The 22,545-nt window shown below is 72.0% G+C and carries 26 protein-coding genes and 1 rRNA gene; 12 read left to right on the top strand and 15 right to left on the bottom strand.

Annotated features, from left to right (window positions below):
- A partial coding sequence (locus ABIC30_RS30680; protein WP_354456721.1) for a 1-deoxy-D-xylulose-5-phosphate synthase N-terminal domain-containing protein occupies positions 1-254 on the bottom strand: 254 nt, incomplete at its 3' end.
- A gap of 235 nt (positions 255-489) precedes the next feature.
- Here ABIC30_RS30680 and ABIC30_RS30675 point away from each other — a divergent pair.
- From ABIC30_RS30675 to ettA, 4 genes are all read left to right on the top strand, one after another.
- Complete coding sequence (locus ABIC30_RS30675; RefSeq protein WP_056533022.1) at positions 490-711, top strand: hypothetical protein; 222 nt, start codon at positions 490-492, stop codon at positions 709-711.
- Positions 711-1,592 (top strand): DNA/RNA non-specific endonuclease, encoded by an 882-nt coding sequence (locus ABIC30_RS30670; protein ID WP_354456720.1) that lies wholly within the window; start codon positions 711-713, stop codon positions 1,590-1,592. The genes ABIC30_RS30675 and ABIC30_RS30670 overlap by 1 nt, the downstream gene beginning before the upstream one ends.
- A 9-nt stretch (positions 1,593-1,601) precedes the next feature.
- Positions 1,602-1,937, top strand: a complete 336-nt coding sequence (locus ABIC30_RS30665) for a hypothetical protein (RefSeq protein WP_354456719.1) — start codon at positions 1,602-1,604, stop codon at positions 1,935-1,937.
- Positions 1,938-2,131: 194 nt separating this feature from the next.
- The gene (ettA, locus tag ABIC30_RS30660; protein WP_331316990.1) at positions 2,132-3,784 is read left to right on the top strand and encodes an energy-dependent translational throttle protein EttA; all 1,653 of its coding nucleotides are present in this window, start codon (positions 2,132-2,134) and stop codon (positions 3,782-3,784) included.
- 87 nt (positions 3,785-3,871) lie between these two features.
- On the opposite strand, the gene ABIC30_RS30655 is transcribed toward ettA, so the two are convergent.
- A complete protein-coding gene (locus ABIC30_RS30655; protein WP_354456718.1) occupies positions 3,872-4,819 on the bottom strand; it encodes an NAD-dependent epimerase/dehydratase family protein in 948 nt (315 codons plus the stop codon).
- 377 nt (positions 4,820-5,196) lie between these two features.
- On the opposite strand from ABIC30_RS30655, the gene ABIC30_RS30650 reads away from it, so the two are divergent.
- Both ABIC30_RS30650 and ABIC30_RS30645 read left to right on the top strand, forming a co-directional pair.
- On the top strand, positions 5,197-6,300 hold the full coding sequence (locus ABIC30_RS30650; protein ID WP_354456717.1) for an OpgC family protein: 1,104 nt from the start codon (positions 5,197-5,199) through the stop codon (positions 6,298-6,300).
- 16 nt (positions 6,301-6,316) lie between these two features.
- On the top strand, positions 6,317-6,484 hold the full coding sequence (locus ABIC30_RS30645) for a DUF2256 domain-containing protein (protein WP_181049255.1): 168 nt from the start codon (positions 6,317-6,319) through the stop codon (positions 6,482-6,484).
- Here the strand turns inward: ABIC30_RS30645 and ABIC30_RS30640 are convergent.
- From ABIC30_RS30640 to ABIC30_RS30625, 4 genes are read right to left on the bottom strand one after another with little or no spacing between them, the layout of a single operon-like run.
- A complete protein-coding gene (locus ABIC30_RS30640; protein ID WP_354456716.1) occupies positions 6,424-7,083 on the bottom strand; it encodes a nucleotidyltransferase family protein in 660 nt (219 codons plus the stop codon). The two genes, ABIC30_RS30645 and ABIC30_RS30640, sit on opposite strands and share 61 nt — an antisense overlap.
- Positions 7,076-8,128: a molybdopterin-binding protein gene (locus ABIC30_RS30635; protein WP_354456715.1), complete on the bottom strand. Its 1,053-nt coding sequence runs from the start codon at positions 8,126-8,128 to the stop codon at positions 7,076-7,078. The genes ABIC30_RS30640 and ABIC30_RS30635 overlap by 8 nt, the downstream gene beginning before the upstream one ends.
- Positions 8,125-8,826, bottom strand: a complete 702-nt coding sequence (locus tag ABIC30_RS30630) for an XdhC family protein (RefSeq protein WP_042673748.1) — start codon at positions 8,824-8,826, stop codon at positions 8,125-8,127. Before ABIC30_RS30630 ends, ABIC30_RS30635 begins: the two co-directional genes overlap by 4 nt.
- Positions 8,826-9,149, bottom strand: a complete 324-nt coding sequence (locus tag ABIC30_RS30625) for an XdhC family protein (protein WP_042673745.1) — start codon at positions 9,147-9,149, stop codon at positions 8,826-8,828. The genes ABIC30_RS30630 and ABIC30_RS30625 overlap by 1 nt, the downstream gene beginning before the upstream one ends.
- Before the next feature lie 380 nt (positions 9,150-9,529).
- Here ABIC30_RS30625 and ABIC30_RS30620 point away from each other — a divergent pair, with 380 nt between their 5' ends.
- Positions 9,530-10,924, top strand: a complete 1,395-nt coding sequence (locus ABIC30_RS30620; protein ID WP_354456714.1) for a sensor histidine kinase — start codon at positions 9,530-9,532, stop codon at positions 10,922-10,924.
- 12 nt (positions 10,925-10,936) lie between these two features.
- Here ABIC30_RS30620 and ABIC30_RS30615 read toward each other — a convergent pair whose 3' ends face one another.
- Positions 10,937-11,242, bottom strand: coding sequence for a hypothetical protein (locus tag ABIC30_RS30615; RefSeq protein ID WP_026605442.1), 306 nt, complete (start codon positions 11,240-11,242; stop codon positions 10,937-10,939).
- A 178-nt stretch (positions 11,243-11,420) separates the two neighbouring features.
- Between ABIC30_RS30615 and ABIC30_RS30610 the strand changes: the two genes are divergently transcribed.
- Positions 11,421-11,612, top strand: a complete 192-nt coding sequence (locus ABIC30_RS30610) for a hypothetical protein (protein ID WP_026605443.1) — start codon at positions 11,421-11,423, stop codon at positions 11,610-11,612.
- 23 nt (positions 11,613-11,635) lie between these two features.
- Complete coding sequence (locus ABIC30_RS30605; RefSeq protein ID WP_020096352.1) at positions 11,636-12,817, top strand: pyridoxal phosphate-dependent aminotransferase; 1,182 nt, start codon at positions 11,636-11,638, stop codon at positions 12,815-12,817.
- A gap of 189 nt (positions 12,818-13,006) precedes the next feature.
- Here the strand turns inward: ABIC30_RS30605 and ABIC30_RS30600 are convergent, their stop codons facing one another.
- The 3 genes from ABIC30_RS30600 to ABIC30_RS30590 all read right to left on the bottom strand — a co-directional run bounded on the left by ABIC30_RS30600 (position 13,007) and on the right by ABIC30_RS30590 (position 15,100).
- A complete protein-coding gene (locus ABIC30_RS30600) occupies positions 13,007-14,071 on the bottom strand; it encodes an alpha/beta hydrolase family protein (RefSeq protein WP_354456713.1) in 1,065 nt (354 codons plus the stop codon).
- Between the two features lie 111 nt (positions 14,072-14,182).
- Positions 14,183-14,695, bottom strand: a complete 513-nt coding sequence (locus ABIC30_RS30595) for a DUF533 domain-containing protein (protein WP_020096354.1) — start codon at positions 14,693-14,695, stop codon at positions 14,183-14,185.
- A 69-nt stretch (positions 14,696-14,764) separates the two neighbouring features.
- Positions 14,765-15,100 (bottom strand): hypothetical protein, encoded by a 336-nt coding sequence (locus ABIC30_RS30590; RefSeq protein ID WP_026605445.1) that lies wholly within the window; start codon positions 15,098-15,100, stop codon positions 14,765-14,767.
- Positions 15,101-15,349: 249 nt separating this feature from the next.
- Here ABIC30_RS30590 and ABIC30_RS30585 point away from each other — a divergent pair, with 249 nt between their 5' ends.
- Complete coding sequence (locus ABIC30_RS30585; protein ID WP_020096356.1) at positions 15,350-16,234, top strand: transglutaminase-like domain-containing protein; 885 nt, start codon at positions 15,350-15,352, stop codon at positions 16,232-16,234.
- Between the two features lie 3 nt (positions 16,235-16,237).
- Here ABIC30_RS30585 and ABIC30_RS30580 read toward each other — a convergent pair whose 3' ends face one another.
- A complete protein-coding gene (locus ABIC30_RS30580; protein WP_354456712.1) occupies positions 16,238-17,266 on the bottom strand; it encodes an alpha/beta hydrolase in 1,029 nt (342 codons plus the stop codon).
- Positions 17,267-17,456: 190 nt separating this feature from the next.
- Here ABIC30_RS30580 and meaB point away from each other — a divergent pair, with 190 nt between their 5' ends.
- Together meaB and ABIC30_RS30570 are read left to right on the top strand one after the other, a co-directional pair.
- Positions 17,457-18,443: a methylmalonyl Co-A mutase-associated GTPase MeaB gene (gene meaB / locus ABIC30_RS30575; protein ID WP_020096358.1), complete on the top strand. Its 987-nt coding sequence runs from the start codon at positions 17,457-17,459 to the stop codon at positions 18,441-18,443.
- A gap of 142 nt (positions 18,444-18,585) precedes the next feature.
- Positions 18,586-18,963, top strand: coding sequence for a CsbD family protein (locus ABIC30_RS30570; RefSeq protein WP_020096359.1), 378 nt, complete (start codon positions 18,586-18,588; stop codon positions 18,961-18,963).
- A gap of 72 nt (positions 18,964-19,035) precedes the next feature.
- Here the strand turns inward: ABIC30_RS30570 and ABIC30_RS30565 are convergent, their stop codons facing one another.
- From ABIC30_RS30565 to rrf, 4 genes are all read right to left on the bottom strand, one after another.
- A complete protein-coding gene (locus ABIC30_RS30565) occupies positions 19,036-19,821 on the bottom strand; it encodes a 3-hydroxybutyrate dehydrogenase (RefSeq protein ID WP_020096360.1) in 786 nt (261 codons plus the stop codon).
- A gap of 72 nt (positions 19,822-19,893) precedes the next feature.
- Positions 19,894-21,402 carry a HAMP domain-containing sensor histidine kinase gene (locus ABIC30_RS30560; RefSeq protein ID WP_354456711.1) on the bottom strand — a complete coding sequence of 503 codons (1,509 nt, stop codon included), beginning with the start codon at positions 21,400-21,402 and terminating at the stop codon, positions 19,894-19,896.
- Positions 21,399-22,094, bottom strand: a complete 696-nt coding sequence (locus ABIC30_RS30555) for a winged helix-turn-helix domain-containing protein (RefSeq protein ID WP_354456710.1) — start codon at positions 22,092-22,094, stop codon at positions 21,399-21,401. Before ABIC30_RS30555 ends, ABIC30_RS30560 begins: the two co-directional genes overlap by 4 nt.
- 370 nt (positions 22,095-22,464) lie before the next feature.
- Positions 22,465-22,545: ribosomal RNA gene (gene rrf, locus ABIC30_RS31905) — 5S ribosomal RNA — on the bottom strand; the annotation flags it as partial.

Genomic DNA, 22,545 nt, shown 5'->3' with positions numbered 1-22,545 from the left:
CACTGGTGTCCGACGTCCCAGACGATGCGGTCGTCGGGGGTGTCGAACACGTGGTGCAGCGCCACGGTCAGCTCGACCACGCCGAGCCCCGAGCCGAGATGGCCGCCGGTGATCGAGACCGCGTCGATCATCTCGGCGCGCACCGCGTCCGCCACCGCCTGAAGCTCCGACTCCGGAAGACGCCGCAGCGCCGAAGGAGACGGAACGCGGTCCAGCAACGCCGATTGCTCAGGGGAGAGTGCCAATGCTCGCATCCGTTCGTTCGAGTATGGCGACGGCTCCGTCACGGGCCCTCGGCAACCGCGACGCCAGCAGCCCGGGGACACGCGTTCATGCTAGAACCCGCCCGTCCGTCGCTGTCATGATAGTGCCAGTTACGGACGATCGGCGGCGCGATCAATGTCGGGCCGGCGTTTTTTTCAGTCACGTGCCCTTAACGCCACAAGAGGTTCGCCTTTGAATCCGGCTCGTCTGTGCACAATCCTGCTCATGTTCGCGATTACGGGTCACGGCCAAGCTTACGCCCAGCCGCGGCCGCCGGACGGCAATCTCGACTTCCTCTGCAACTTCCTCGGCGACTGCCCGGCGCGGGTCGCGCCGGGCGGTCCCGATCGCGATGCCCGCCCGTTCAGCAACAGCCTCGGCCGGCCCTGCGCGTGGCGGGACCGCCCGACCCCGGAGGGCGTCCGCCGGGTCCGCGTCTGCTGGTGATGCGGGCACCGACGCTCGCCGCCGCGGTCCTGACCCTCGCGCTGGGCGCCCCCCCGGTCCGCGCCCAGGATTCCTGTCCGGCCCTGTTCGCGGACGGGCAGACGCCCGTCCTCACGAATCCGAAGCTCGCCGTCCGCGCGGTCCCGCTGTGCTTCGAGGCCTTCGCGGTCCTGCATTCGGGCGTGACGCGCACGCCGCTCTACGCCGCCGAGCACCTCACCCGCGCCAGCGTCGCGGCGGCCCGGGCGGTGGCCCGCGACGATTCCTTCCACGAGGAGACGCGCCTGCCGGAGGATCAGCGCGCCGCGCTGGAGGATTACGTCCGCAGCGGGTTCGACCGGGGCCATCTCGCGCCGGCCGGGGACATGCCGACCCTCGCCGCCCAGGCCGAGTCGTTCAGCCTCGCCAACATCGTGCCGCAGAACCGCGTCCTGAACCGGGGACTCTGGGCGGATATCGAGGAGAGCACCCGGCGCCTGGCCACCCGCCGGGGCGCGCTGTTCGTCGTCACCGGGGTGATCTTCGCGGGCGACGCGGTGCAGCAGATCAAGGGCGGCGTGCTCGTCCCGACACAGCTGTTCAAGGCCGTCTACGACCCGTCCCGCGGCGAGGCGGGCGCCTACCTCGCCCGGAACGACGATTCGAGGGACTGGCGCGCCCTGTCGATCGACGATCTCCGCCAGGAAGCCGGCATCGACGTCTTTCCCGGCCTGCCGCCCGCGGCCCGGGCCACCGCGATGGGGCTGCCGGATCCCCAGGCCTCCGCCCGCGCGGAGGAGCGCCGGCCCCGGCACGAGCAGACCTGGCAGGACTGGCTCGAGCGCGAACTCACCCGCGCCCTGCGCAAGCTCGTCCGCGACTTCCTGCGCACGTTCTTCTGAGAGGACCCGATGCCCGAGGACAAGCGACGCGCCCGGCCCAAGAGGGGGAGCCCGGACAGCGAGAGCCGGGACAGCGAGAGCCCAAACACCCGGGGCTTCGCGCCGTTCGCCGACGATGCCGGCGTGCGCTCCGTCGGCGCCCTGAGCTTCGAGAACGGCAAGGACCGCATCGCCCTGCACGGGTCTCTCGACCTGACCCGCGACCGGACCGGCCTGGAGCAGGCCAGGCTGCTCCGGGAGACGCTGGACGCGATCGTGAAGGCCCTGGAGGCGTCCGACCTGCCGGACGCGGTGGCGGAGGTGCCGGACGCGCCGCCGGGAACGGTCAAGAACCCCTTCGCGTGAGCGTTCCGGCGCCCGCCGGCGGCGGGCCCGTCCTTGCCGCGTCCTTGCCGCGTCCCGGCGGGCCTGATACTCGGAGAGGGTCATTCCTATATCGTAGGGACGCGCGTCCAGGACGGGTGCTGAGGCCCGGTGCCTGACCCGTGCCGCTGGCACGATCCGCGCGGTCCCGAACAACGCGCCGAGGACGATCCGCGATGGCTCGCGAATTCATCTACCACATGCGGGGCCTGACCAAGGCCTATACCGGCGGCAAGAAGGTCCTGGATAGCGTCAACCTGTCCTTCTACCCGGACGCCAAGATCGGCGTGCTGGGCATCAACGGCGCCGGCAAGTCGACCCTGCTGAAGATCATGGCGGGCATCGACAAGGAGTTCACCGGCGACGGCTGGGTCGCGCAGGGCGCGCGCGTCGGCTACCTGCCGCAGGAGCCCCAGCTCGACCCCAACAAGACCGTCCGCGAGAACGTGATGGAGGGCGTCGCCGAGAAGCAGGCCATGCTCGACCGCTACAACGAGCTCGCCATGAACTACTCGGAGGAGACCGCCGACGAGATGACCGAGCTCCAGGACCGGATCGAGTCGCTGGGTCTCTGGGAACTCGACTCGAAGGTCGACCAGGCCATGGAGGCCCTGGGCTGCCCGAGCGACGAGCAGCCGGTCGCCACCCTGTCGGGCGGCGAGCGCCGCCGCATCGCGCTCTGCCGCCTGCTCCTGTGGGAGCCGGAACTGCTGCTGCTCGACGAGCCGACCAACCACCTCGACGCCGAGACGGTGAACTGGCTGGAGGGCCACCTGCGCCAGTACCCGGGCGCGATCCTGATCGTGACCCACGACCGCTACTTCCTCGACAACGTCACGAGCTGGATCCTGGAGCTCGATCGCGGCAAGGGCATCCCGTACGAGGGCAACTACTCCGCGTGGCTGGTCCAGAAGCAGAAGCGCCTGGAGCAGGAGGGCCGCGAGGACATGGCGCGGCAGCGCTCCATCGCCCGCGAGCAGGAGTGGATCGCCGCCTCCCCGAAGGCGCGCCAGTCCAAGTCGAAGGCCCGCATCACCCGCTACGAGGAGCTGGTCGCCAAGCAGAACAACAAGGTCGACGCCGCCGCGCAGATCGTCATCCCGATCGACGAGCGGCTCGGCAACAACGTCATCGAGTTCGAGCACCTCAGCAAGGCGTTCGGCGACCGGCTGCTGATCGAGGACCTGTCGTTCAAGCTGCCCCCGGGAGGCATCGTCGGGGTGATCGGCCCGAACGGGGCCGGCAAGACCACGCTGTTCAAGATGATCACCGGCCAGGAGAAGCCCGACAGCGGCAAGATCGAGGTCGGCGAGACGGTGAAGCTCGGCTACGTCGACCAGTCGCGCGACGCCCTCGATCCGAACGCCACGGTCTGGCAGGAGGTCTCGGGCGGCAACGACATCATCTATTTCAACAAGCGCGAGATCAACTCGCGCGCCTACTGCGCGGCCTTCGCCTTCAAGGGACCCGACCAGCAGAAGAAGGTCGGCACCCTCTCGGGCGGCGAGCGCAACCGGGTGCACCTCGCCCGGACCCTGAAGGGCGGCGCCAACGTGCTGCTCCTCGACGAGCCGACCAACGACCTCGACATGGAGACCCTGCGCGCCCTCGAGGACGCGCTGGAGGACTACGCCGGCTGCGCGGTCATCATCAGCCACGACCGCTGGTTCCTGAACCGCATCGCCACGCACATCCTGGCCTTCGAGGGCGACAGCCACGTCGAGTGGTTCGAGGGCAACTTCTCCGACTACGAGGCCGACAAGGTGCGCCGTCTCGGGGCGGATTCGATCATGCCGAAGAAGATCAAGTACAAGCGCTTCTCGCGCTGAGGCCGGTCGCCGCTCCGGAGCGCCGCAGGCGTTCCGGAGCCGCGCGCCCGCCCGAGGGCGTTGCCCTAACCTCTGCCCGGTGACGGATCACCGGAGGCGCGCCCGTGCCTCCGCCAGGATCGTCGCCAGGCTCCGCGCGAGCGAGATGGTCGGGGCCCATCCGGTGGCGGTCCCGAAGGCCGCGGGGTCGCAGCCCTCGCTGCGCACGCCCGCCGGGCGGACCCGGCCGGGCGCGACGCGCAGGTCGAACCGCGCGTCCGTCAGGCCGCGCAGAGTCTCCAGGATGTCGGAGACCGGTGTGACGACACCCGATCCCACGTTGAAGATGCCGCCGTCCGGCAGGTCGTCGATCCGCGCGATCACGCGCAGGCACGCCGCGGTGAAGTCGGCCACGTCGAAGAAATCACGCCCCGCCGAGAGGTCGCCGACCTCCAGGCTCGGGGGCGCCAGCCCCCGCTCGATGCGGGCGATCTGACCGGCGAAGGAGGCGACCACGAAGGTCTCGCTCTGCCCGGCCCCGATGTAGTTCGACGGCCGCAGCACGAGATGCTTGATCCGGGCATTCGCCAGCACGTCGCGGAGGATGTACTCGCAGGCGTTCTTGGTCCGGCCGGAGATCGTGTCGGGGCGCGGCGTGACGCTCTCGTCCGGGCGCGGGCACGCGCGGAACACCTCGCCGTAGACGACGGTGGAGCTGAGGAAGACCAGCGCCGCGCGGGTCCGCGCCACCGCCTCGGCGAGGTTGAGGGTGCCGAGCAGTTCCGCCCGCCAGGCGTAGGACGGCGTCTCGCTCGACTGCGCCACCGAGGCCAGCGCCGCGAGGTGGAACACGCAGGTGGGGTCGAAGGCCGCGACCGTCTCGGAGAGGTCGCGCGCGTCGAACGGGTCCACGGCCTTCAGCGCCACGCCGTCGAGGGGCGGTGGCGGACTCCGGTCGAGGCCGAGGATGGGGCTGCCCGCCGGCAGGTCCCGACGCAGCGCCTCGAGCAGGCGGCGGCCGAGATAGTCTCCCGCTCCGGTGACGAGGACGCGCATGTCCCTTGCCCTCAACCCTGCCACGAACCCAGCGACGCACCCCGTGCCGGCGCGGGTGCCGGGAACCGGGATCGTCGGCCGCGTCTATACCGGGCCCCGCCGCGACGCGAGGGGGCGGCGCGGCCAACGGCCGCCGCGGCGGGCGGATCATCGGTGCGACCCCGCCGTTGTGCACATCCGAACAAAGGCGCGTGATCGGCGGGGCTTCGGGCGGCCGGCGCGCTATGGTTGCACCGCGGCCCCGGCCGTTCCGCGTCCGGACGGAGAGCGCCACGGTGATGGGCTGAGTGACGCGCCTCGACGATCTCGAACGGCCTGGCGCCGCGGAACCGCGGGCGCTCCCCCCACCGCCCGCGGAGGCACGGCCGGCGAAGCCCGTGCGCGACGCGCGGGTCGACGTGGCGCGCGGCCTCGCGCTCCTGACGATCTTCATCGACCACATCCCGCGCAACGCGCCGGCCCTGCTGACGCTGCACAATTTCGGGTTCTCGGACGCGGCCGAGATCTTCGTGCTGCTGGCCGGCTACTCGTCGATGATCGCCTACGGCGGGCTGTTCCGGCGCGCCGGGATCCGGACGGCGCTCGCGCGCATCGCCAAGCGCTGCCTGCGCATCTACCTGTTCCAGGCCGGGCTGCTGCTCGCGACCCTGGTCATCGTCCGGATCTGGATGGACCTCACCGGCCTGACGCCGCGATTCGGCGTCGCGCCGCTGCTGCAGATGGGTCTCCTGCCGGGCCTGCTGCGCGGCCTCGCGCTGAACGCGCTGCCGAACTACCTCGACATCCTGCCGCTCTACATCCTGCTGCTGGCGCTGTTCCCGCTGATCTATCTCGGGATGCGGCGCGGGATCTGGGGCGTGCTCGGCCTGTCGGGCGCCCTCTGGCTCGCCGCCAACGTCGATCACCAGCTGAACCTCCCGAACGCCGCGGCGGTGGATGACGGGTGGTACTTCAACCCCTTCGCGTGGCAGTTCCTGTTCGTGATCGGCGCGGCGCTCGCGGTCACAATCCGCGCCCATGACGGCCTGCTGCCGCGGCGCGGATGGGCCGTGGCGGCGGCCGCGGCCTACCTCGTCTTCGCGTTCCTGCAGGGCGGGTCCTGGGCGGAATGGGGCCTTCCGGACCTCCGGCCGCTGGCGATCGGGCCGCCCGACAAGAGCCACGTCGCGCCCCTGCGCCTGATCAACATGCTGGCGCTGGCCTACCTGCTGTTCAGCGCGCCCGCCGTGGCCCGCGCGAGCCGGTGGCGGCGGCTGCGCCTCGTCGACGCCTGCGGGCGGCACTCGCTGGAGATCTTCGCCGCCGGGTGTCTGGCGGCGCTGATCGGCCGCATCCTCTACCGGACCTTCGACCCCACCTGGCCGCTGCAGATCGCGGTCAATGTCGGGGGGATCGCGGTCATGCTCGGCCTGGCCCACGTCCTGGACGCCCGCGTCCGCCGGGCCGCCGGGACCGGCCCCGACGCGCGCCGGCCCGGATAGGCCGGGAGGAGCCGCGATGCCGCCAATGCGCCGCAAGGGCGATCTGCCGGAGAAGATCTGCGCCCAGTGCGGCCGCCCGTTCGCGTGGCGCAAGAAGTGGGAGCGCGTCTGGGACGAGGTCCGCTACTGCTCGGACCGGTGCCGGGCCGAGGCGAAGAGCGCGCGCGGCGAAGCGCGGGGCTGATCGCCCAGCGCGGCCAGCGCGTCCGGCGTGTCGACGTCGAGGGCGGTCGCCGGATCGCCCGGGATCTCGAGCACGTCCGGCCGCCCCCTCAGGAGCGGCCCGGCCCCGTGGTCGCCGGTGAGGCGGGCGATATCCGGGCCGAGGCGGTGCAGGTTGAGCAGCACCGGGTTCCCCCGCCGGCCGGCCTGCACCGGCACCACGGCCGCCGGCGGCTCCAAGGCGCCCGCGGAGGCCTCCGCGAAGGCCTCCGCCAAGCGGTCGAGATGCGCGGCGGTGACGCGCGGCATGTCGCCCAGCACGACGATGGCGGCCGTGCAGGTGGCGGGCAGCGCCGCGAGGCCGGCGCGCAGCGAGCTCGCGAGGCCGGAGCGGTAATCCGCATTGTCGACGCGGACGAGGTCGAGCCCCGCCAGCGCGTCGCGGACCGCCGCCGCGTGCGCGCCGAGCACGGCGACCACCGGCCGGGGCCGGGCGCCGAGGGCCGCCTCCGCGGCGTGGCGCACCAGCGGCCGCCCGTCGAGGGGCGCGAGCAGCTTCGGCGCGGCGCCGAACCGGCTGCCGAGGCCCGCGGCGAGCAGGATCGTGCCGATCTCAGGCATGCCGGTCCTCCGCCCCCGGATCCGGCTCGTCCGCCGCGGCCGCGCCGCCGGCGCGGGGCTGCGGGCGCGAGACGATCTCCATCAGCAGGCCGCCGACGCCGAGGGCGACGATGTCGGCCCGGGTCACGGTCAGGTCCGCCAGCAGGCGGTGGAGGATCCAGTCGAAGCCGTTCTCCTTGGGCGAGCGGGCGCAGCCCGGCGCGCCGATCACCGGCACGCCGCCGCGGGCGCCGACGAGGAGCAGGTTGCCGGGGTCGACCGGCATGCCGAGATGGTCGACCCGGCCGCCCGCCTCCGCGATGCCGGCCGGGATGACGTCGCGCCGGTCGGCGATCGCCGAGGCGCCGAACACCACCACGAGGTCGGCCCCGGCGCGGTCGATCATCTCCGCCAGGGACGCCGCCACGGAGGCGGCGGCGTGGGGCACCCGGGTCTCGGCCACGATCGCGGCGCCCGCGGGCGCGAGGCGGTCGGCCAGGGCCCGGAGGGTCTTGTCGATCGTCGTCTCCTTGAGGCTCGGCAGGCGCGTCGAGACCACGGCCACCCGGCGGCGGCGATACGGCACCACCGCGAGGACGTCCCCCTCGGCGGCCGCGCAGGCCCGGGCCAGCACGGCGCCCGGCACGGCGTAGGGGATGATCTTCACCGTGGCGACCATCTCGCCCTCGACCACCGGCCGGAAGCGCGGCAGCGTCGCCACCGTCACCGCCTCGTCGACGGCGTTGACCGCGTCGATCCGGGCCGGATCGAGGGTGAGCACCCCCGCCGTCTCGGCGAACAGGTTGCTGCGGCCGGTGAAGGGCGCCTCGACGCGCAGGTTCGGCCCGCGCAGGCGCGCGGCGAGCCGCGCCGCGGCGGCGTCCTCGCCGACGTCGCCGGGCTCGAGCGTGGCCGCCACGATCTCCGACAGGCCGGCCCGCGCCAGGCCGGCGGCGGCCTCCGCGGCGATGACGGCGCCCTTGCGCAGGGTGATGTCGGCCCGCCGCACCGTGTGCGCGCTGATCAGCCCGGCCGAGTCCGCGACCGGGACGGTTCCGAACCTCACGCGACCTCCGGGCGGGGCACGCGGTGCAGGGCGGCGACGATCTCGGCGAGCACCGCCAGGGCGATCTCGGCCGGGCTCACGGCGCCGATGGGCAGGCCGATCGGCGCGCGGATCCGGCCGATCTGCGCCGGCGTGAACCCGGCCTCGGTGAGCCGCGCGACGCGCGACGCGTGGGTCTTCCGGGAGCCGAGGGCGCCCACGTAGAAGCATTCGGCCGTCAGCGCCGCCTTCAGCGCGGGATCGTCGATCTTCGGATCGTGGGTCAGGGCCGCGAGGGCGCAGTAGCGGTCGAGGACCGGCACGCTGGTCCCGAGGGCGGCGTCCGGCCATTCGGCGACCAGCGGGGTGCCGGGGAAGCGCTCGGGGGTCGCGAAGGCGGTGCGCGGGTCGATCACCGTGAGCGCGAGGTCGAGCCCCGCGGCCATCGGCGCCAGGGCCTGCGAGATGTGGACCGCGCCGACCACGACGAGCCGCACCGGCGGCACCTGCACGGTCAGGAACAGGGTCCGCCCGCCCGCCTCGACGAGGCCGCTCTTGCCGGAGGCGAGGTGCTTCGCCAGCACGTCGGCGAGGGGATCGGCGGCGATCGCGTCCTCGCCGACGAGGCGCTGCGCGCCGTCGGCGATGTCGGTGATGAGGATCGCGGCGCGGCGCGCGGCCCGCGCGTCGTTGAGCGCTGCCAGGACGTCGCCGCGCATCAGTCGACCCGCTCGACGAAGACCCGGATCCGGCCGCCGCAGGACAGGCCGGCGCGCCACGCGGTCTCGTCCGCGACGCCGAATTCGAGGACGCGCGGCGCGCCCGCCTCGATCACCTCGATCGCCTCGGTGATCACCGCGCCCTCGACGCAGCCGCCGGAGACGGAGCCGAGGAAATTGCCCTCGCCGTCGACCACGAGGTGGCTGCCCACCGGTCGGGGGGCCGAGCCCCAGGTCTCGATCACCGTGGCGAGGGCCACGGCGCGGCCGTCGCGCCGCCAGGACTGGGCGGCGGAGAGGATGTCTGTGTCTGTGCTGAGCATGGCCTCGTGGACTTTCGGCCGGCGGGCACCCCCCGCCCCTCACAGGTATGGCCCGCGTGCCGCGGTGCAAGAAGCCCTCATGCCGAAGGGCGAGTCAGGAAACATTGGCCGAGATCGTCGGTCGGCCATACTCTGCACCCACGATCTTTCGCGGAGACGGCGCCCCGATTAGTGTCCGGCATGTCCAAACCACAGCCTCATCCTGAGGTGCCGGAGCGCGGCGGAGGCCTCGAAGGAGCCCTCCAGCCGGCCGCGCGATCCCTGGAGCCCTTCTTCGAGGCCCGCTGGCGCGGCCCCCTCAGGATGAGGGCGTGGGGTGGACGTTTCGCTGAAACCGAGGCCCCTTTCGCCCGATGGGCCCGGCTCCGGCGCCCAGCCCCATGAACGCCCCGGATCCCGCCCTCGCCCGGGCGCTCCGCAAGGAGCCGCCGCGCTCGCCCCCGCGCCGCCTGTGGAAGCGCGTCAGCCGGGCGATCGGCGACGTCCTGCCGAAGGGCCTCTACGCCCGCTCGCTGATCATCATCATCGCGCCGGTGGTCCTGCTCCAGTCGGTGATCGCCTACACCTTCATGGAGCGGCACTGGCAGCTCGTGACCAAGCGCCTGTCGGCGGCGGTCACGGCGGACGTCGCCGCGCTGATCGACATCTACGAGAGCTACCCGCAGGACAAGGATGCCGAGACCCTCGCGCGCATCGCCGGGGAACGGCTGAACCTCGACCTCGACATCCTCAAGGGCGCCAAGCTGCCACCCCCGGGCCCGCGCCCATTCTTCTCGATCCTCGACGAGGCCCTGTCCGACGAGATCAAGCGCCAGATCCGAAGACCGTTCTGGATCGACACGGTCGGGCGCTCGAACCTCATCGAGATCCGCGTGGCGATCCCCGACGGGGTGATGCGCATCACCGCCCGGCGCAGCCAGGCCTACGCGTCGAACTCGCACATCTTCCTCGTGTGGATGATCGGCTCGTCGCTGGTGCTGCTCGGCGTCGCGATCCTGTTCCTGCGCAACCAGATCAAGCCGATCCTGCGGCTCGCGGCCGTGGCGGAGGGCTTCGGCAAGGGGCGGGAGATCGAGTTCCGGCCCCGCGGTGCCCGCGAGGTGCGTCAGGCCGGCCACGCCTTCATCGAGATGAAGCGGCGCATCGAGCGGGCGATGGAGCAGCGCACGACGATGCTGAACGGCGTCAGCCACGACCTGCGCACCATCCTGACCCGGTTCCGCCTGTCCCTGGCGCTGATCGAGCAGACCGAGGAGATCGAGGATCTCAGCCGCGACGTCGACGAGATGAGCCGGATGCTGGAGGGCTACCTCGCCTTCGCGCGGGGCGATTCGGCCGAGCCCGCGACGCCCACCGACATGCGCGCCCTGCTGGAGGACCTGCGGACCGACGTCGAGCGCCTCGGCGCCCACGTCTCCGCGGTCGATCTCGCCGGCGCGCCCGAGGTCACGGTGCGGCCCGGCGCCTTCCGGCGCTGCCTGTTCAACCTCGCCGCCAACGCCGTCCACTACGGCGAGACGGTGGCGATCTCCGGCCGGCTGGAGGCCCGGACCTTCCTCGTCTCGATCGACGATGACGGGCCCGGCATTCCGGCGGAGAGCCGCGAGGACGTGTTCAAGCCGTTCGTGCGGCTCGACGACGCGCGCCAGGATGCCGGCGGCTCCGGGCTGGGCCTGTCGATCGCCCGGGACATCGCCCGGGCCCACGGCGGCGACATAACCCTGCACGACAGCCCGCTGGGTGGCCTGCGGGCCACCGTCCGGGTCCCGGCCTGAGCCGGATCCGGCTCAGGTATCGGCGGGCCGGCGCAGGCGCAGGAACTCGGCCTGCACGTTGCGGATCAGGTGATCCATGCTCGCCTCGTCGAGGGCGGCGCTCGTCAGCCGGGCGCGCAGGCCGGCCTCGCCGTTCCAGGCGTAGCCGGCCTCGAACGGCAGGTGGCGCCGCAGGAGCGGGCTCACGACCGACTCGCGCCGGTAGGCGGGATGTCGCAGCAGCCGCCCGATATGGAGCGCCAGCGTCTCGACGCTGGAGGATCTGGAGCCTGAACTCCCCGCTCCCTTGCCTTTCGAATCGACCGATGCCCAACGCATACGTGTCCGCCCTCCCGGAGACGCCACTGTTGCGCGAAATCATTGCGCATCCATGAGCGTTCGGGCGAGCCGGCGAAAAACTGCAGCTCGCGGGGTCCCAACCTTCGCAGCACGGTGATATGCAGGGGCGCTTTCCCAGGGCCGCGGTCAGCCGCGCGCCGGATCCCGAGTGCCGAACATGAACCCGCTCGTCCCGCTCTTCGCCCTCATCTCGCTGCCGCTCGCGGCCATCGGGCTCGTGCTCTACACCGATGAGGGCATCAACCCGGACCTGTTCTACGCCTCCGTGAAGACCTTCGTGATCCTGGGCGCGATCGCCGCGGCGATGTCGTTCGGCGCGATGAAGCTCTCGGAGCGGTCCAAGCACTGACGTCCCACCGCCCGGAGGGCGCGATGCTGCACGTGGTCCCGGCCTTCTCGCGCATCGGCGAGGAGAACGCCTTCGCGGTTCTGGCGCGGGCCCAGGCCCTCGCCGCGCAGGGTCGGGACGTGATCAACCTCGGCATCGGCCAGCCGGACATGCCCACGCCCGCCCACGTGGTCGAGGCGGGGATCAAGGCCCTGCGCGACGGACACCACGGCTACACGCCGGCTGTCGGCATCCCGCAGCTCCGCGAGTCGGTGGCCCGCGACATCCACCGCCGCCACGGCGTCGAGGTCTCGCCGGATTCCGTGATGATCGTGCCGGGCGGCAAGGTCACCATGTTCATGGCGATCCTGATGTTCGGCGCGCCCGGGACCGAGATCCTGTATCCGGACCCCGGCTTCCCGATCTACCGCTCGATGATCGAGTTCACCGGGGCGACGCCCGTGCCGGTGCCGATCCGCGAGGAGAACGGCTTCGCCTTCTCGGCGGCCGAGACCCTGGCGCTGATCACGCCGAAGACGCGGCTGCTGATCGTCAACTCGCCCGCCAACCCCACCGGCGGCGTGACGCCGAAGGCCGAGATCGACGCCCTGGTGAAGGGCCTCGCCGAGCACCCCGACGTCGCGGTGCTGTCGGACGAGATCTACGGCACCATGACGTACGACGGCGAGACCCACCACTCGCTGCTGAAATATCCCGAGATCCGCGACCGGCTGGTCTACCTCGACGGCGCGTCGAAGACCTACGCGATGACAGGCTGGCGGCTCGGCTGGTCGGTCTGGCCGAAGCCGCTCTACGACGCGGCGCGCAAGCTCGCGGTCAACGCGCATTCCTGCGTCAACGCGGCGACCCAGTGGGCCGGCATCGCGGCGCTCGACGGACCGCAGGCTTGCGTGGCCGAGATGGTCGCCGAGTTCGACCGGCGCCGGGCGATCGTGGTCGACGGGCTGAACGCCCTGCCGGACGTCTCCTGCATCGCGCCCAAGGGCGCGTTCTACGCCTTCCCGAACATCGCCCGGACCGGCTGGAAGGCGAAGCCCCTGGCCTCGACCCTCCTGGAGGAAGCGGGCGTGGCGGTGATCGGCGGTCCGGATTTCGGCGTCCACGGCGAGGGCTACCTCCGCCTGTCCTACGCCAATTCGGCCGAGAACATCCGGCGGGCGCTGGAGCGGATGGGCACGTTCCTCAGCACGCACAGGCCGGGCTGAGAAGACGCCCCGTCACCGACCTCGGCAGGGACGCCATCATCCGCGCCGCCGTCCTCGCGAGCGCGGCGAAGCGATCCAGTCGGCGCGACGACCGCAGAGGCCGGGCAGCCCTGGGTCACTTCCCTGGGCTCGCGATGACGGTTGTGGCGACCGAACCGTTTGAACGCACACCGGTTCGACCGGCACGCCTCAGGACTTGCCGGGCGCCCGCTTGTCGATCCAGCCGACCAGCCAGTCGGCGATGTCGAGGCTGTTCTTGTCCTGCATCAGCATGTGCGAATTGCCGTGGATGCCGATCTCGGGCAGCAGGATCAGCTCCGCCTTGCCGCCCGCGGCGTTGGCGGCCGCCACGAAGCTGCGGCACTGCTTGAGCCGCGGCGCCCAGCGGGGCGAGGCGTCGACGTAGTCGCCGAACAGGACGAGGATCGGCAGGTCCTTGTAGGGCGCGAGGTCGTCCTTGGCCGGGTCCGGGCAGGCGGCCGGCTCGATGGCCACGATGGCGCGCAGGCCGGTCCGATCGAGGGCGGCGGCCTGGAACGGGTAGATCCCCGACTGCGAGTGCGAGATCAGCACCGCGCCCTTGAGCCGCTTGGCAAGCTCCGACAGGGCCGGCACGGTCGGGTTCGGCACCGGCAGGGCGGCCGACCAGTCCGGGACCATCTGCTTCCAGAACTCGCCCTGGGCCTCCAGGGGGAACTGCATGCCGGGGAACACCTTCGGGTATTCCGGCCCGAACCGGAAGATCGCCCAGGCCGGCTCGCGCCCGGCCGAGAACACGGCCGGCAGCGTCTTGGGGTCGGCCTGCCCCGTCTTCACGGCGTTGATCTGGGCCGGGCTCGCCGCCGAGCGGCCGCGCCAGGCCTGGTCGATCACGTAGGTCGGGAAGCCGCGCCGGACGAGATACTCGTCCCAGCCCATGCGCCCGTCGGGCGTCGTCTCCCAGGTCTTGCCGGTGAGGCAGCAGCCGTGGATCAGGACCAGCGGCGGCCGTCCGGCATTCACCGGGACCTGGTAGCGGACGTAGATCTGGTCGACGCTGATCGTGCCCGACGGCGCGTAGGCCGGCAGCGTCGAGAGCGCGTCGGACTGGACGTCGCGGCCGCCGACGAAGAAGCTGCCCTGCTCGGCGATCGTCAGGGGGCCGGCGGCCGGATCGGCCGCGCGCGCGGAGCCGCCGGCGATCAGCATGGCTGCGACCAGCGCGCAGGCCCGCCGGCGGGCGCGCCCGGGCGCGGGCACTGACAGTCCTGCCATGAAATGTCCCGTCCTCCCGCGCGCGGGCCGTCCTCCGGACCCGTCGTCGCGCGGGAGCCTAGCACGAAGCTCGGCCGCCGTGGGAGATCCGCCCTTCGGGCAGGTTGCCAGTCAGGCTCCGATGTCGCGCTCGACACGCTCGACCGCCTCCGCGGGCAGGTCGAGGGCCTCGGCCAGCATCTTCAGGAACTGACGCTCCTGAAGCGTGTCGGGCTCGATGGCGAGTCGCGCCGCCGCGAAGATCCGCGCCGCCGCGTCGGGATCCGCGACCCGGTCGGCGATCGCGTCGACGTCGGCCGGGTCCGCGAGCTCGCGCTCGAGCCAGGCTCGACCGTCGGGATCGAGGCCCGCCTCCGCCACGGCGGCGTCGAGGCGCCTACGTTCCGCGGCGTCGACCATCCCGTCGGCCGTCGTGGCCGCCACCATGGCCCGCAGCATCAGCCGGGCCTCGTCCTCGTCGACCTTCGTGAAGTCCGGGCCCCCGGCCTCGGGCGGGGGCGCCCCGCGCAGCGCCCGGTAGGCGAGGCCGCCGATCAGCGCCAGTCCGCCGAGGGCGGCACCGGCGGCGAGCCCGCCGCGCCTCGACCGCACGAGCGCGTCGACGATCCGTCTGCTGTCAGCCATGCCGTCCTCCCGGTTTCCGATCCAGATCGGATCGGAAACCTCCCGGGAGGCGCTCGGGTTCAGCCGCGCTCAGGCGTCGGCCTCGTCCTCGTCCTCGTCGATATCCACGAGGAAGACGATGTCGGCCTCGTCCTCGTCGTCCGAATCGGACCCGGTGTGGCGCGGATCCTCGACGAAATCACCCTCGCCGTCGTCCTCGGCGAGGGCATCCTCGAAGATCTCGACCTCGTCCTCGGTGGCGGCCCGGACCGTGAGCGCCGACGTGCCGTTCCAGACCGGCTTCCCGCCGGTCGTCATGGTCCGGATGTCTTCCTTGAAGCCGTCACAGGTGAAGAGGTCCTTGGCGGACGCCTCGTCGCTGTTGATCACCGCAACGGCGGTGCCGTCGATCTCGAGCGTGAACATGGCCGGCATCCCTCTCGTAACCGTCCTCAGGCGCGCCCGGTCAGCGGGCTGGCGCACGGGTGCGACGCGCTGCCCCGGGAAGAAACGTCTCGGTTTCGTCCGTCTGACACGAGCGTCGCGCGGGGATGCTGTAGGGGTGAAGCGGACGGCCGCCAAGCCCGTCGCGGCCCGACCCGCACGATTCGGCGCGGCACGGATCCTGCGCCCATCAGGGCGGCCACAGTCTCGAACACGAAGGATCACCCGCGCATGCGGATCAGGCTCGGCTGCGAGATGCGCTACGCCTTCCCCTACCCCGTGCCCATGGTGGTGATGCTCAACGTGCATCCCTCCGGGGCGGCCGCCCTGGAGGCGCCCGACACGCTCCGGACCGATCCGCCCGTCCCGGTGGCGATCTACCGCGACGGTTTCGGCAACCTGTGCGGCCGGCTGACCGCGCCCGCCGGCAACTTCACCGTCGGGACCGACGCCGTGATCCGCGACAGCGGGAGGCCCGATCCGGTGCACCCGGAGGCCGCGCAGCACGCGATCGAGGAGTTGCCGGCCGAGACGATCGCGTTCCTGCTTCCCAGCCGCTACTGCGAATCCGACCTGCTGGCCGACGCGGCGTGGCGTCTCTTCGGACATACCGAGCCCGGCTGGGCCCGGGTGCAGGCGGTCTGCGACTTCGTCCACGCCCACATTGTGTTCGGCTACGAGTTCGCCCATCGCGACCGCACGGCCGCGGACGCCTACGCGGGCGGGCGCGGCGTCTGCCGGGACTTCACCCACCTGGCCGTCGCGTTCTGCCGCGCCCTGAACATCCCGACCCGGTACTGCACCGGCTATATCAGCTTCATCGGCGAGCCCGAGCCGCACCCGGCGGGCGACTTCGCGGCCTGGATGGAGGTCTACCTCGGCGGCGCCTGGCACGTGTTCGACCCGCGCAACAACAGCCCGCGGATCGGCCGGGTCATGGTCGCGTACGGCCGGGACGCCGCGGACGTGCCGCTGACCCACACGTTCGGACCGAATCCCCTGGTGGGCTTCCGGGTCTGGGCCGACCGGATCGACCACCTGGACGCCTCGGGCGACGCGCCGGTCCTGCCGGAGGAGCCCTTGCCGCCGCAGAGCATGGCGACACGGACCGGGTGAGCGTCAGACGCCGGCGCCGCGGGCGATGGCGCGCTTGACCACGCCCTGGACGTCCGGGTTCGAGAGGAACAGGTCGTGGTTGATCAGGCCGCCGCCGTAATCGGAGGCGTCGGCGACGCGCACGCCGAGCGCCTCGAGCTTGGCGCGATCGGCGGCACCGGCGCGCACGCCCCCCGCCAGCGCGGCGGAGAGCTCGAGCGCCCGGTCGTTGGTCGAGGAGATCACCGTGATCTTCGAGACGTCGGGTCCCATGCGGGCGACGCCGTTGGAGAACAGGTCGAAGTCGATGTCGGGGGCGGCCAGCACCACGGCGCCGATCCGCGACATCGCCGCCTCGCCCGCCTCGGCGCGGAGCATCCGCAGGGTCTCGAGGGTCAGGAGCGTGCCCATCGAGTGCGCGACGATGTTGATGCGGCCGGCGCTGGGCGAGGCGGCGAGCGCCTTCAGCAGGTCCTCGAAGGCGTCGCGCGACCAGAGGGCGCTCTCGCGATCGTAATTGTAGTCGAGGGTCGCGGCCGCCGACGGCCACGTGAACAGGCCGGAGACGCCGCGGAACCGGATCCCGTCCGAGAGCCGGGCGGCGCTGACCGCGGCCGATTCGAACGATTCGCGGTAGCCGTGGACGTAGATCAGCACGTCGCGTCCGAGGGCCGCCTGGGCGAAGGCCTCGGCGGCGCCCGGTCCGGATTCGGATTTCGGAACCGCGCCGATGGTCCAGTCGCCGGTGATGACGGACGAGACCTTGCCGAGCAGCGAGCGGTCGGGCGGTGACAGGCGCACCTCGGCGAAGCTCAGGCCGCGGCCGCGGTCGCTGCTGAAATACGGCGGCCGGGGCGGGTTGCCCACGGGCTTGCGGGTCGTGGCGACCAGCAGCACCGGCATGACGTCGAGGGCCGACTGCTTCTCGGGCAGCGCCGCCCCGGACCCGAGGTCGTCGGTGACGCAGGCGCCGAGCGACGGGGCGAGGCCCGCGGCGCCCGCGAGCGCTCCGAAGCGAAGAAGGATGCGGCGTGAGACGATCTGGCTCGACATGATCCGGTTACGCTCGGGCGGGACGCCTTCCGTTGCCCAGGATCGTGACCATCGCGGGGCACGAGCGACGCGACGCGGCGTGAATAGCGGGCACGGCCGGGCTTGTGGTGGGCGGGACACAGGCCGGCCATCCCCCGACCCCGACGCTCTCCCTCTCGACGGCGGCCGTCGCCGCGGCCATGAAGGGAGCATGACGCCGTCCACCGACATCGAGAGTCTCCGCGAGCGCCTGCTGCGCGGCGACCGCGCCGCTCTGGCCCGGGCCATCACGCTGGCCGAGTCCAAGCGCGCCGATCACCGGGCGCTGGCGGCGAACCTGATCGACTCGGTCCTGCCCGAGACCGGCCGGGCGATCCGCGTCGGCATCACCGGCGTCCCCGGCGTCGGCAAGTCGACCACCATCGACGCCCTCGGCTCGAACCTCACGGAGGCCGGTCACAAGGTGGCGGTGCTCGCGGTCGACCCGTCCTCCTCCAGGACCGGCGGCTCGATCCTGGGCGACAAGACCCGGATGGCGCGGCTGTCGCACGATCCCAAGGCCTTCATCCGCCCCTCCCCCTCCTCGGGCACGCTCGGCGGCGTCGCGGCCAAGACCCGCGAGACCATGCTGCTCTGCGAAGCCGCGGGGTTCGACGTGATCCTCGTCGAGACGGTCGGCGTCGGCCAGTCGGAGACGGCGGTGGCCGACCTGACCGACTTCTTCCTCGTGCTGATGCTGCCCGGGGCAGGCGACGAACTGCAGGGGATCAAGAAAGGCATCCTCGAACTCGCCGACATGATCGCGGTCAACAAGGCCGATGCGGGCGAAGCCGAGCAGCGCGCCAACGCGGCGGCGTCGGAGTACCGGGCGGCGCTGCACATCCTCACCCCAGCCTCGGCCACCTGGACGCCACCGGTCGTGACGATCTCGGGCTTCCACAACCTGCGTCTCGACGCGCTCTGGGCGAAGATCGTCGATCACCGGGAGAAGCTCACGGCCACCGGCGAGATCCAGGCGAAGCGCCGGACCCAGGACGTCAAGTGGATGTGGGCGCTCGTCGACGAGCGCCTGCACCAGCGCCTCGTCGGCTCCCCGGAGGTCCGCCGCCGCACGGCCGAGGCGGAGGCCGGCGTCGCCCGGGGTGAGATCTCCCCGGCGGCCGGCGCGGCGGCCATCGCCGAGTTGATCGGGCTCTGACCGGTCCCGGCCGCCGCGCAGGCCGAAGGCGCACAATTTCGCGGTGATCGGGGGCACAAACGCCATCTCGCGCGTTCGGTGGACGACGGCGTAACGAGCGGCGCCCGTGTCGCGACGCCGCGCTCACGTCCAGGAGAGTGCCATGGTGGATACGGATCGGATCGTCGGCGGCGCCAAGGAGGCCGTCGGCAAGGTTCAGGGCGCGGCCGGCGATCTCGCCGGCTCGAACCGCGACTCGGTCGAGGGACGTTTCCGCGAGGCCCAGGGCCAGGCGCAGAACGTCTACGGTCAGGTGAAGGACAGGGCCCGGGACATCGCCGACCGCGCCGGTGACTACGCGAGCGACGCCTACGAGCGCGCCGGCGACGTCGCGGAGGACGTTTACCAGCGGGGCGGCTCGTACCTGCGCGACGGGCGCAGCGCGGTCGGCGCCCGGGTGGAGGAGAATCCCCTGGTCGCGCTGCTGATCGCGGGCGCGGTGGGCTACGGCCTCGCCCTGCTGGTCCACGGCCGCCGCTGACCGGGAGCGGCCCCGCCCGGGCGCGGGCGGGGCCGACCCTTGTACGAGGCGCGCCTGTCGAGGCCGGGCGCGCTACTGCGCGGTCCAGCCCCCGTCCATGCTGATGTTGGCGCCGGTGATCTGGCTCGCCGCGTCGGAGCACAGGAACACCGCCAGCGCGGCCACCTGGTCGACGGTCACGAACTCCTTGGTCGGCTGCGCCTTCAGCATCACGTCCTCGATCACCTGCTCCTTGGTGAGGCCGCGGGCCTTCATCGTGTCGGGGATCTGCGCCTCCACGAGCGGCGTCCAGACATAGCCCGGCGAGATGCAGTTCACCGTGATCTTGTGGGGCGCGAGTTCCAGAGCCGCCGTCTTGCTCAGGCCCGCGATCCCGTGCTTGGCCGCCACGTAGGCCGACTTGAACGGCGAGGCCACCAGCGAGTGGGCCGAGGCCGTGTTGATGATCCGGCCCCAGCTCCGGGCCTTCATCCCGGGGATCGCCGCGTGCATCGTGTGGAAGGCCGAGGACAGGTTGATCGCGATGATCTGCTCCCACTTCTCGGCCGGGAACTCCTCGATCGGCGAGACGAACTGGATCCCGGCATTGTTGACCAGCACGTCGACGGCCCCGAAGGTCTCCTCCGCCTCGCGCACCATGGCGGCGATCGCGTCGGGCTGGCTCATGTCGGCGGCCGAGTAGCGGGCCTTGACCCCGTAGGCGCTCTCGATCCCGGCCCGCGTCTCCTCGATGGCGGTCGCGTCCCCGAACCCGTTGAGGACGACGTTGGCCCCCTCCGCCGCGAAGGCGCGCGCGATGGCGAGCCCGATGCCGCTGGTCGAGCCGGTGACGAGGGCGGTCTTGGTCTTGAGAGTCATGGAGCCTCCTGGGACGCGGGCGCCCGGCCGAACGGTCGGGGACGGCGCGCTCGCGGTGGGACAGGTCGCGACCTAAGTAGCGCGGGAAGGGGATGCCGGCACAGGGTCGCCCGGAGGCGGTGCGGGCACGATGTCACCGGCGGCCGACTGCGGGCGCGGCGTGGCCGGGAACGCGATCTCGACCCGCAGGCCGGGCCCGTTATCGGCGAGCCGCAGGCTCCCGTGGTGCAGGCGCACGACGGCGTTGACGAGGCTGAGGCCCAGCCCGAAGCCGGGCCGCGAACGGGCGTCCTCGAGGCGCACGAACCGGTCGAGCACGCGGGCCCGTTCCGCCTCCGGAATGCCCGGGCCGTGATCGGAGACGGCGAGGCGGATCGACTCGCCGTCGCGCCACGCCTCGAGCGTCACGCTGGTCTCCGCCCCCTCGGATTCGGCCCCGTATTTCAGGGCGTTGTCGATGAGATTGGCGAGGGCCTGACCGATAAGCTCGCGGTTGCCCGCGATGGTGAGCCCGTCCTGCGCGTGCACGGCGAGCGTCAGCCCCTGATCCTCGGCGAGCGCCTCGTACAAGTCACCGACGCTCCGGATCGTCTGGCCCAGATCCAGCGGCACGAGGATTTCCCGGGCTGACCCGGCCTCGAGCCGCGCGATCATCAGGAGGGCGTTGAACACCCGGATCAGCCCGTCGCCCTCCTCGATCACGGCTTCCAGCGCCGCGCGCAGCTCCTCCGGCGTGGAGGCGCGGCGCAGGGCCTCGTCGGCACGGTTGCGCAGGCGGGTCAGCGGCGTCTTGAGGTCGTGGGCGATGTTGTCGGAAACCTCGCGCATGCCGCGCATCAGCTCGCCGATGCGCTCCAGCATCTGGTTGAGGCTCGATGCGAGACGGTCGAGTTCGTCGCCGTTCCCGGCCACGTGGAGCCGGTCGTCGAGATCGCCGGCCATGATCGCGCGGGTGGTCTGGGTCATGGCATCGACGCGGCGCAGCACCCGGCTCGCTGCGAGCCAGCCCCCGATCACCCCGAGGATCACGACGGCGGCGAGCGAGGTGATGAAGGCGCGCCCGATCACCGCCCGCAGCCGGTCGCGCTCCTCGGTGTCGCGCCCGACGAGCAGGCGGAACCCGCCCGGAAGGGTGAAGACCCGAACGATCGCCCGGTGCGCCTCGGCATCCGCCTCGTTGCGGCCGTAGCGCGTCTCGCTCTGGCCCGGCGTCGCCAGCACGGCGGCGGGCACGTAGCCGACATTGCCGACGACATGATCGCCGCCGGCCGTGGTCACGAGGTAGAGCGAGGCGCCGGGCTCGCGAGAGCGCCGTTCCACCACGGTGATCAGCCGCCGCAGGCCGCCGGCATTGTACTGTTCCGACAGCCCGTTGATCTCGGCGTCGATCGTGGAGACGATCTGGTCGTCGAGCACCGCGCGGGCGTTCCACGCGACGTAGCCGAGCGCCAGGAAGGCGCAGAGGGCGAAGATCGCGAGGTAGGCCAGCGACAGCTTGAACGCGGTGGTGCGGAACAGCTTCTGGAAACGCGCCGCCGCGGTCTCGCGGGCGATCGGCGCGTCGGTCCAAACCTCGCTCACCCGGCCGCGCCCTCGTCGTAGCGCAGCACGTAGCCGGCGCCCCGAACCGTGTGGATGATCGGCGACGCGAAGCCCTTGTCGAGCTTGCTGCGCAAGCGCGAGACGTGGACGTCGATGACGTTGGTCTGTGGATCGAAGTGGTAGTCCCAGACATGCTCGAGCAGCATGGTGCGCGTCACGACCTGTCCGGCGTGCCGCATCAGGTACTCCAGGAGCCGGAACTCGCGCGGCTGCAGCGGGATCTCGCGGCCGGCCCGGGTCACCCGGTGCGAGAGCCGGTCGAGTTCCAGGTCACCGATCCGGTAGCGCGTCTCCTCCGCGGCGCCGGATCCGACCTGCCGCCGGGCCAGCGCCTCGGTGCGCGCCAGGAGTTCGGAGAACGCGTAGGGCTTCGGCAGGTAGTCGTCGCCGCCGGCGCGCAGGCCCTTCACGCGGTCGTCGACCTGACCCAGCGCCGACAGGATCAGGGTCGGGGTCGCGACGTTCTGCTCGCGCAGCGACCGGATCAGCGACAGCCCGTCGAGCTTCGGCAGCATCCGGTCGACGATCAGCACGTCGTAGTCGCCCTCCCGAGCGAGCGCGTACCCGTCGAGGCCGTCATGCGCGCTGTCGGCCAGGTGTCCGGTCTCGCGGAACGCCTTGACGAGATAGGCGGCCGCCTCGCGGTCGTCCTCGATGATCAGCAGTCGCATGGCCCCGTTCCATAGCGCGCCGCGCGGGTCGGGGGAACGTATCTCCATCAACATGGTCAAGCCGCTCCCCTCCCCCGTCGTGATGGACGGGCCGAGGCCGCGGACCTCGACCCGTCCCGAAGCGGCGCGCGGAGGACTCGGAGGGCGCGAGATCCGTCACCGGCTTCGTCCGCGTCGGCGATGGGCCACGCGCGGTTCGAGGATGGTGGCGCGGGAGCGGTTACGGGATGCTCGCGGGAAGATGACTTCGCGGTAAGGCGGCCGCGGCGGGCTGGCCAACAGCGAAACGCCGCCGGGCCGCTCTCGGAGAGAGCGGCCCGGCGGCGTCGCGGTTCGTGCTGAGGGAAGGTGTGTGTATTGCGATGGGCGGGTCTGGCGGCGACCGACTCTCCCGTGTCTTGAGACACAGTACCATAGGCGCTGGCGTGTTTAACGGCCGAGTTCGAGATGG

The organism is Methylobacterium sp. 1030, from assembly GCF_040544715.1.
In the GTDB taxonomy this organism is placed as follows: domain Bacteria; phylum Pseudomonadota; class Alphaproteobacteria; order Rhizobiales; family Beijerinckiaceae; genus Methylobacterium.
This window is presented reverse-complemented; position numbering and strand designations above follow the sequence as displayed.

Bases quoted from the DNA above. Each gene is read 5' to 3' on its own strand.
- ABIC30_RS30620 (WP_354456714.1), top strand. From the start codon at position 9,530: ATGAACGCCCCGGATCCCGCCCTCGCCCGGGCGCTCCGCAAGGAGCCG.
- ABIC30_RS30595 (WP_020096354.1), bottom strand. From the start codon at position 14,695: ATGGCTGACAGCAGACGGATCGTCGACGCGCTCGTGCGGTCGAGGCGC.
- ABIC30_RS30675 (WP_056533022.1), top strand. From the start codon at position 490: ATGTTCGCGATTACGGGTCACGGCCAAGCTTACGCCCAGCCGCGGCCG.
- ABIC30_RS30605 (WP_020096352.1), top strand. From the start codon at position 11,636: ATGCTGCACGTGGTCCCGGCCTTCTCGCGCATCGGCGAGGAGAACGCC.
- ABIC30_RS30670 (WP_354456720.1), top strand. From the start codon at position 711: ATGCGGGCACCGACGCTCGCCGCCGCGGTCCTGACCCTCGCGCTGGGC.
- ABIC30_RS30590 (WP_026605445.1), bottom strand. From the start codon at position 15,100: ATGTTCACGCTCGAGATCGACGGCACCGCCGTTGCGGTGATCAACAGC.
- ABIC30_RS30610 (WP_026605443.1), top strand. From the start codon at position 11,421: ATGAACCCGCTCGTCCCGCTCTTCGCCCTCATCTCGCTGCCGCTCGCG.
- ABIC30_RS30640 (WP_354456716.1), bottom strand. From the start codon at position 7,083: ATGCCTGAGATCGGCACGATCCTGCTCGCCGCGGGCCTCGGCAGCCGG.
- ABIC30_RS30615 (WP_026605442.1), bottom strand. From the start codon at position 11,242: ATGCGTTGGGCATCGGTCGATTCGAAAGGCAAGGGAGCGGGGAGTTCA.
- ABIC30_RS30625 (WP_042673745.1), bottom strand. From the start codon at position 9,149: ATGCTCAGCACAGACACAGACATCCTCTCCGCCGCCCAGTCCTGGCGG.
- ABIC30_RS30665 (WP_354456719.1), top strand. From the start codon at position 1,602: ATGCCCGAGGACAAGCGACGCGCCCGGCCCAAGAGGGGGAGCCCGGAC.
- ABIC30_RS30645 (WP_181049255.1), top strand. From the start codon at position 6,317: ATGCCGCCAATGCGCCGCAAGGGCGATCTGCCGGAGAAGATCTGCGCC.
- ettA (WP_331316990.1), top strand. From the start codon at position 2,132: ATGGCTCGCGAATTCATCTACCACATGCGGGGCCTGACCAAGGCCTAT.
- ABIC30_RS30565 (WP_020096360.1), bottom strand. From the start codon at position 19,821: ATGACTCTCAAGACCAAGACCGCCCTCGTCACCGGCTCGACCAGCGGC.
- ABIC30_RS30600 (WP_354456713.1), bottom strand. From the start codon at position 14,071: ATGGCAGGACTGTCAGTGCCCGCGCCCGGGCGCGCCCGCCGGCGGGCC.
- ABIC30_RS30580 (WP_354456712.1), bottom strand. From the start codon at position 17,266: ATGTCGAGCCAGATCGTCTCACGCCGCATCCTTCTTCGCTTCGGAGCG.
- ABIC30_RS30630 (WP_042673748.1), bottom strand. From the start codon at position 8,826: ATGCGCGGCGACGTCCTGGCAGCGCTCAACGACGCGCGGGCCGCGCGC.
- meaB (WP_020096358.1), top strand. From the start codon at position 17,457: ATGACGCCGTCCACCGACATCGAGAGTCTCCGCGAGCGCCTGCTGCGC.
- ABIC30_RS30555 (WP_354456710.1), bottom strand. From the start codon at position 22,094: ATGCGACTGCTGATCATCGAGGACGACCGCGAGGCGGCCGCCTATCTC.
- ABIC30_RS30655 (WP_354456718.1), bottom strand. From the start codon at position 4,819: ATGCGCGTCCTCGTCACCGGAGCGGGAGACTATCTCGGCCGCCGCCTG.
- ABIC30_RS30570 (WP_020096359.1), top strand. From the start codon at position 18,586: ATGGTGGATACGGATCGGATCGTCGGCGGCGCCAAGGAGGCCGTCGGC.
- ABIC30_RS30585 (WP_020096356.1), top strand. From the start codon at position 15,350: ATGCGGATCAGGCTCGGCTGCGAGATGCGCTACGCCTTCCCCTACCCC.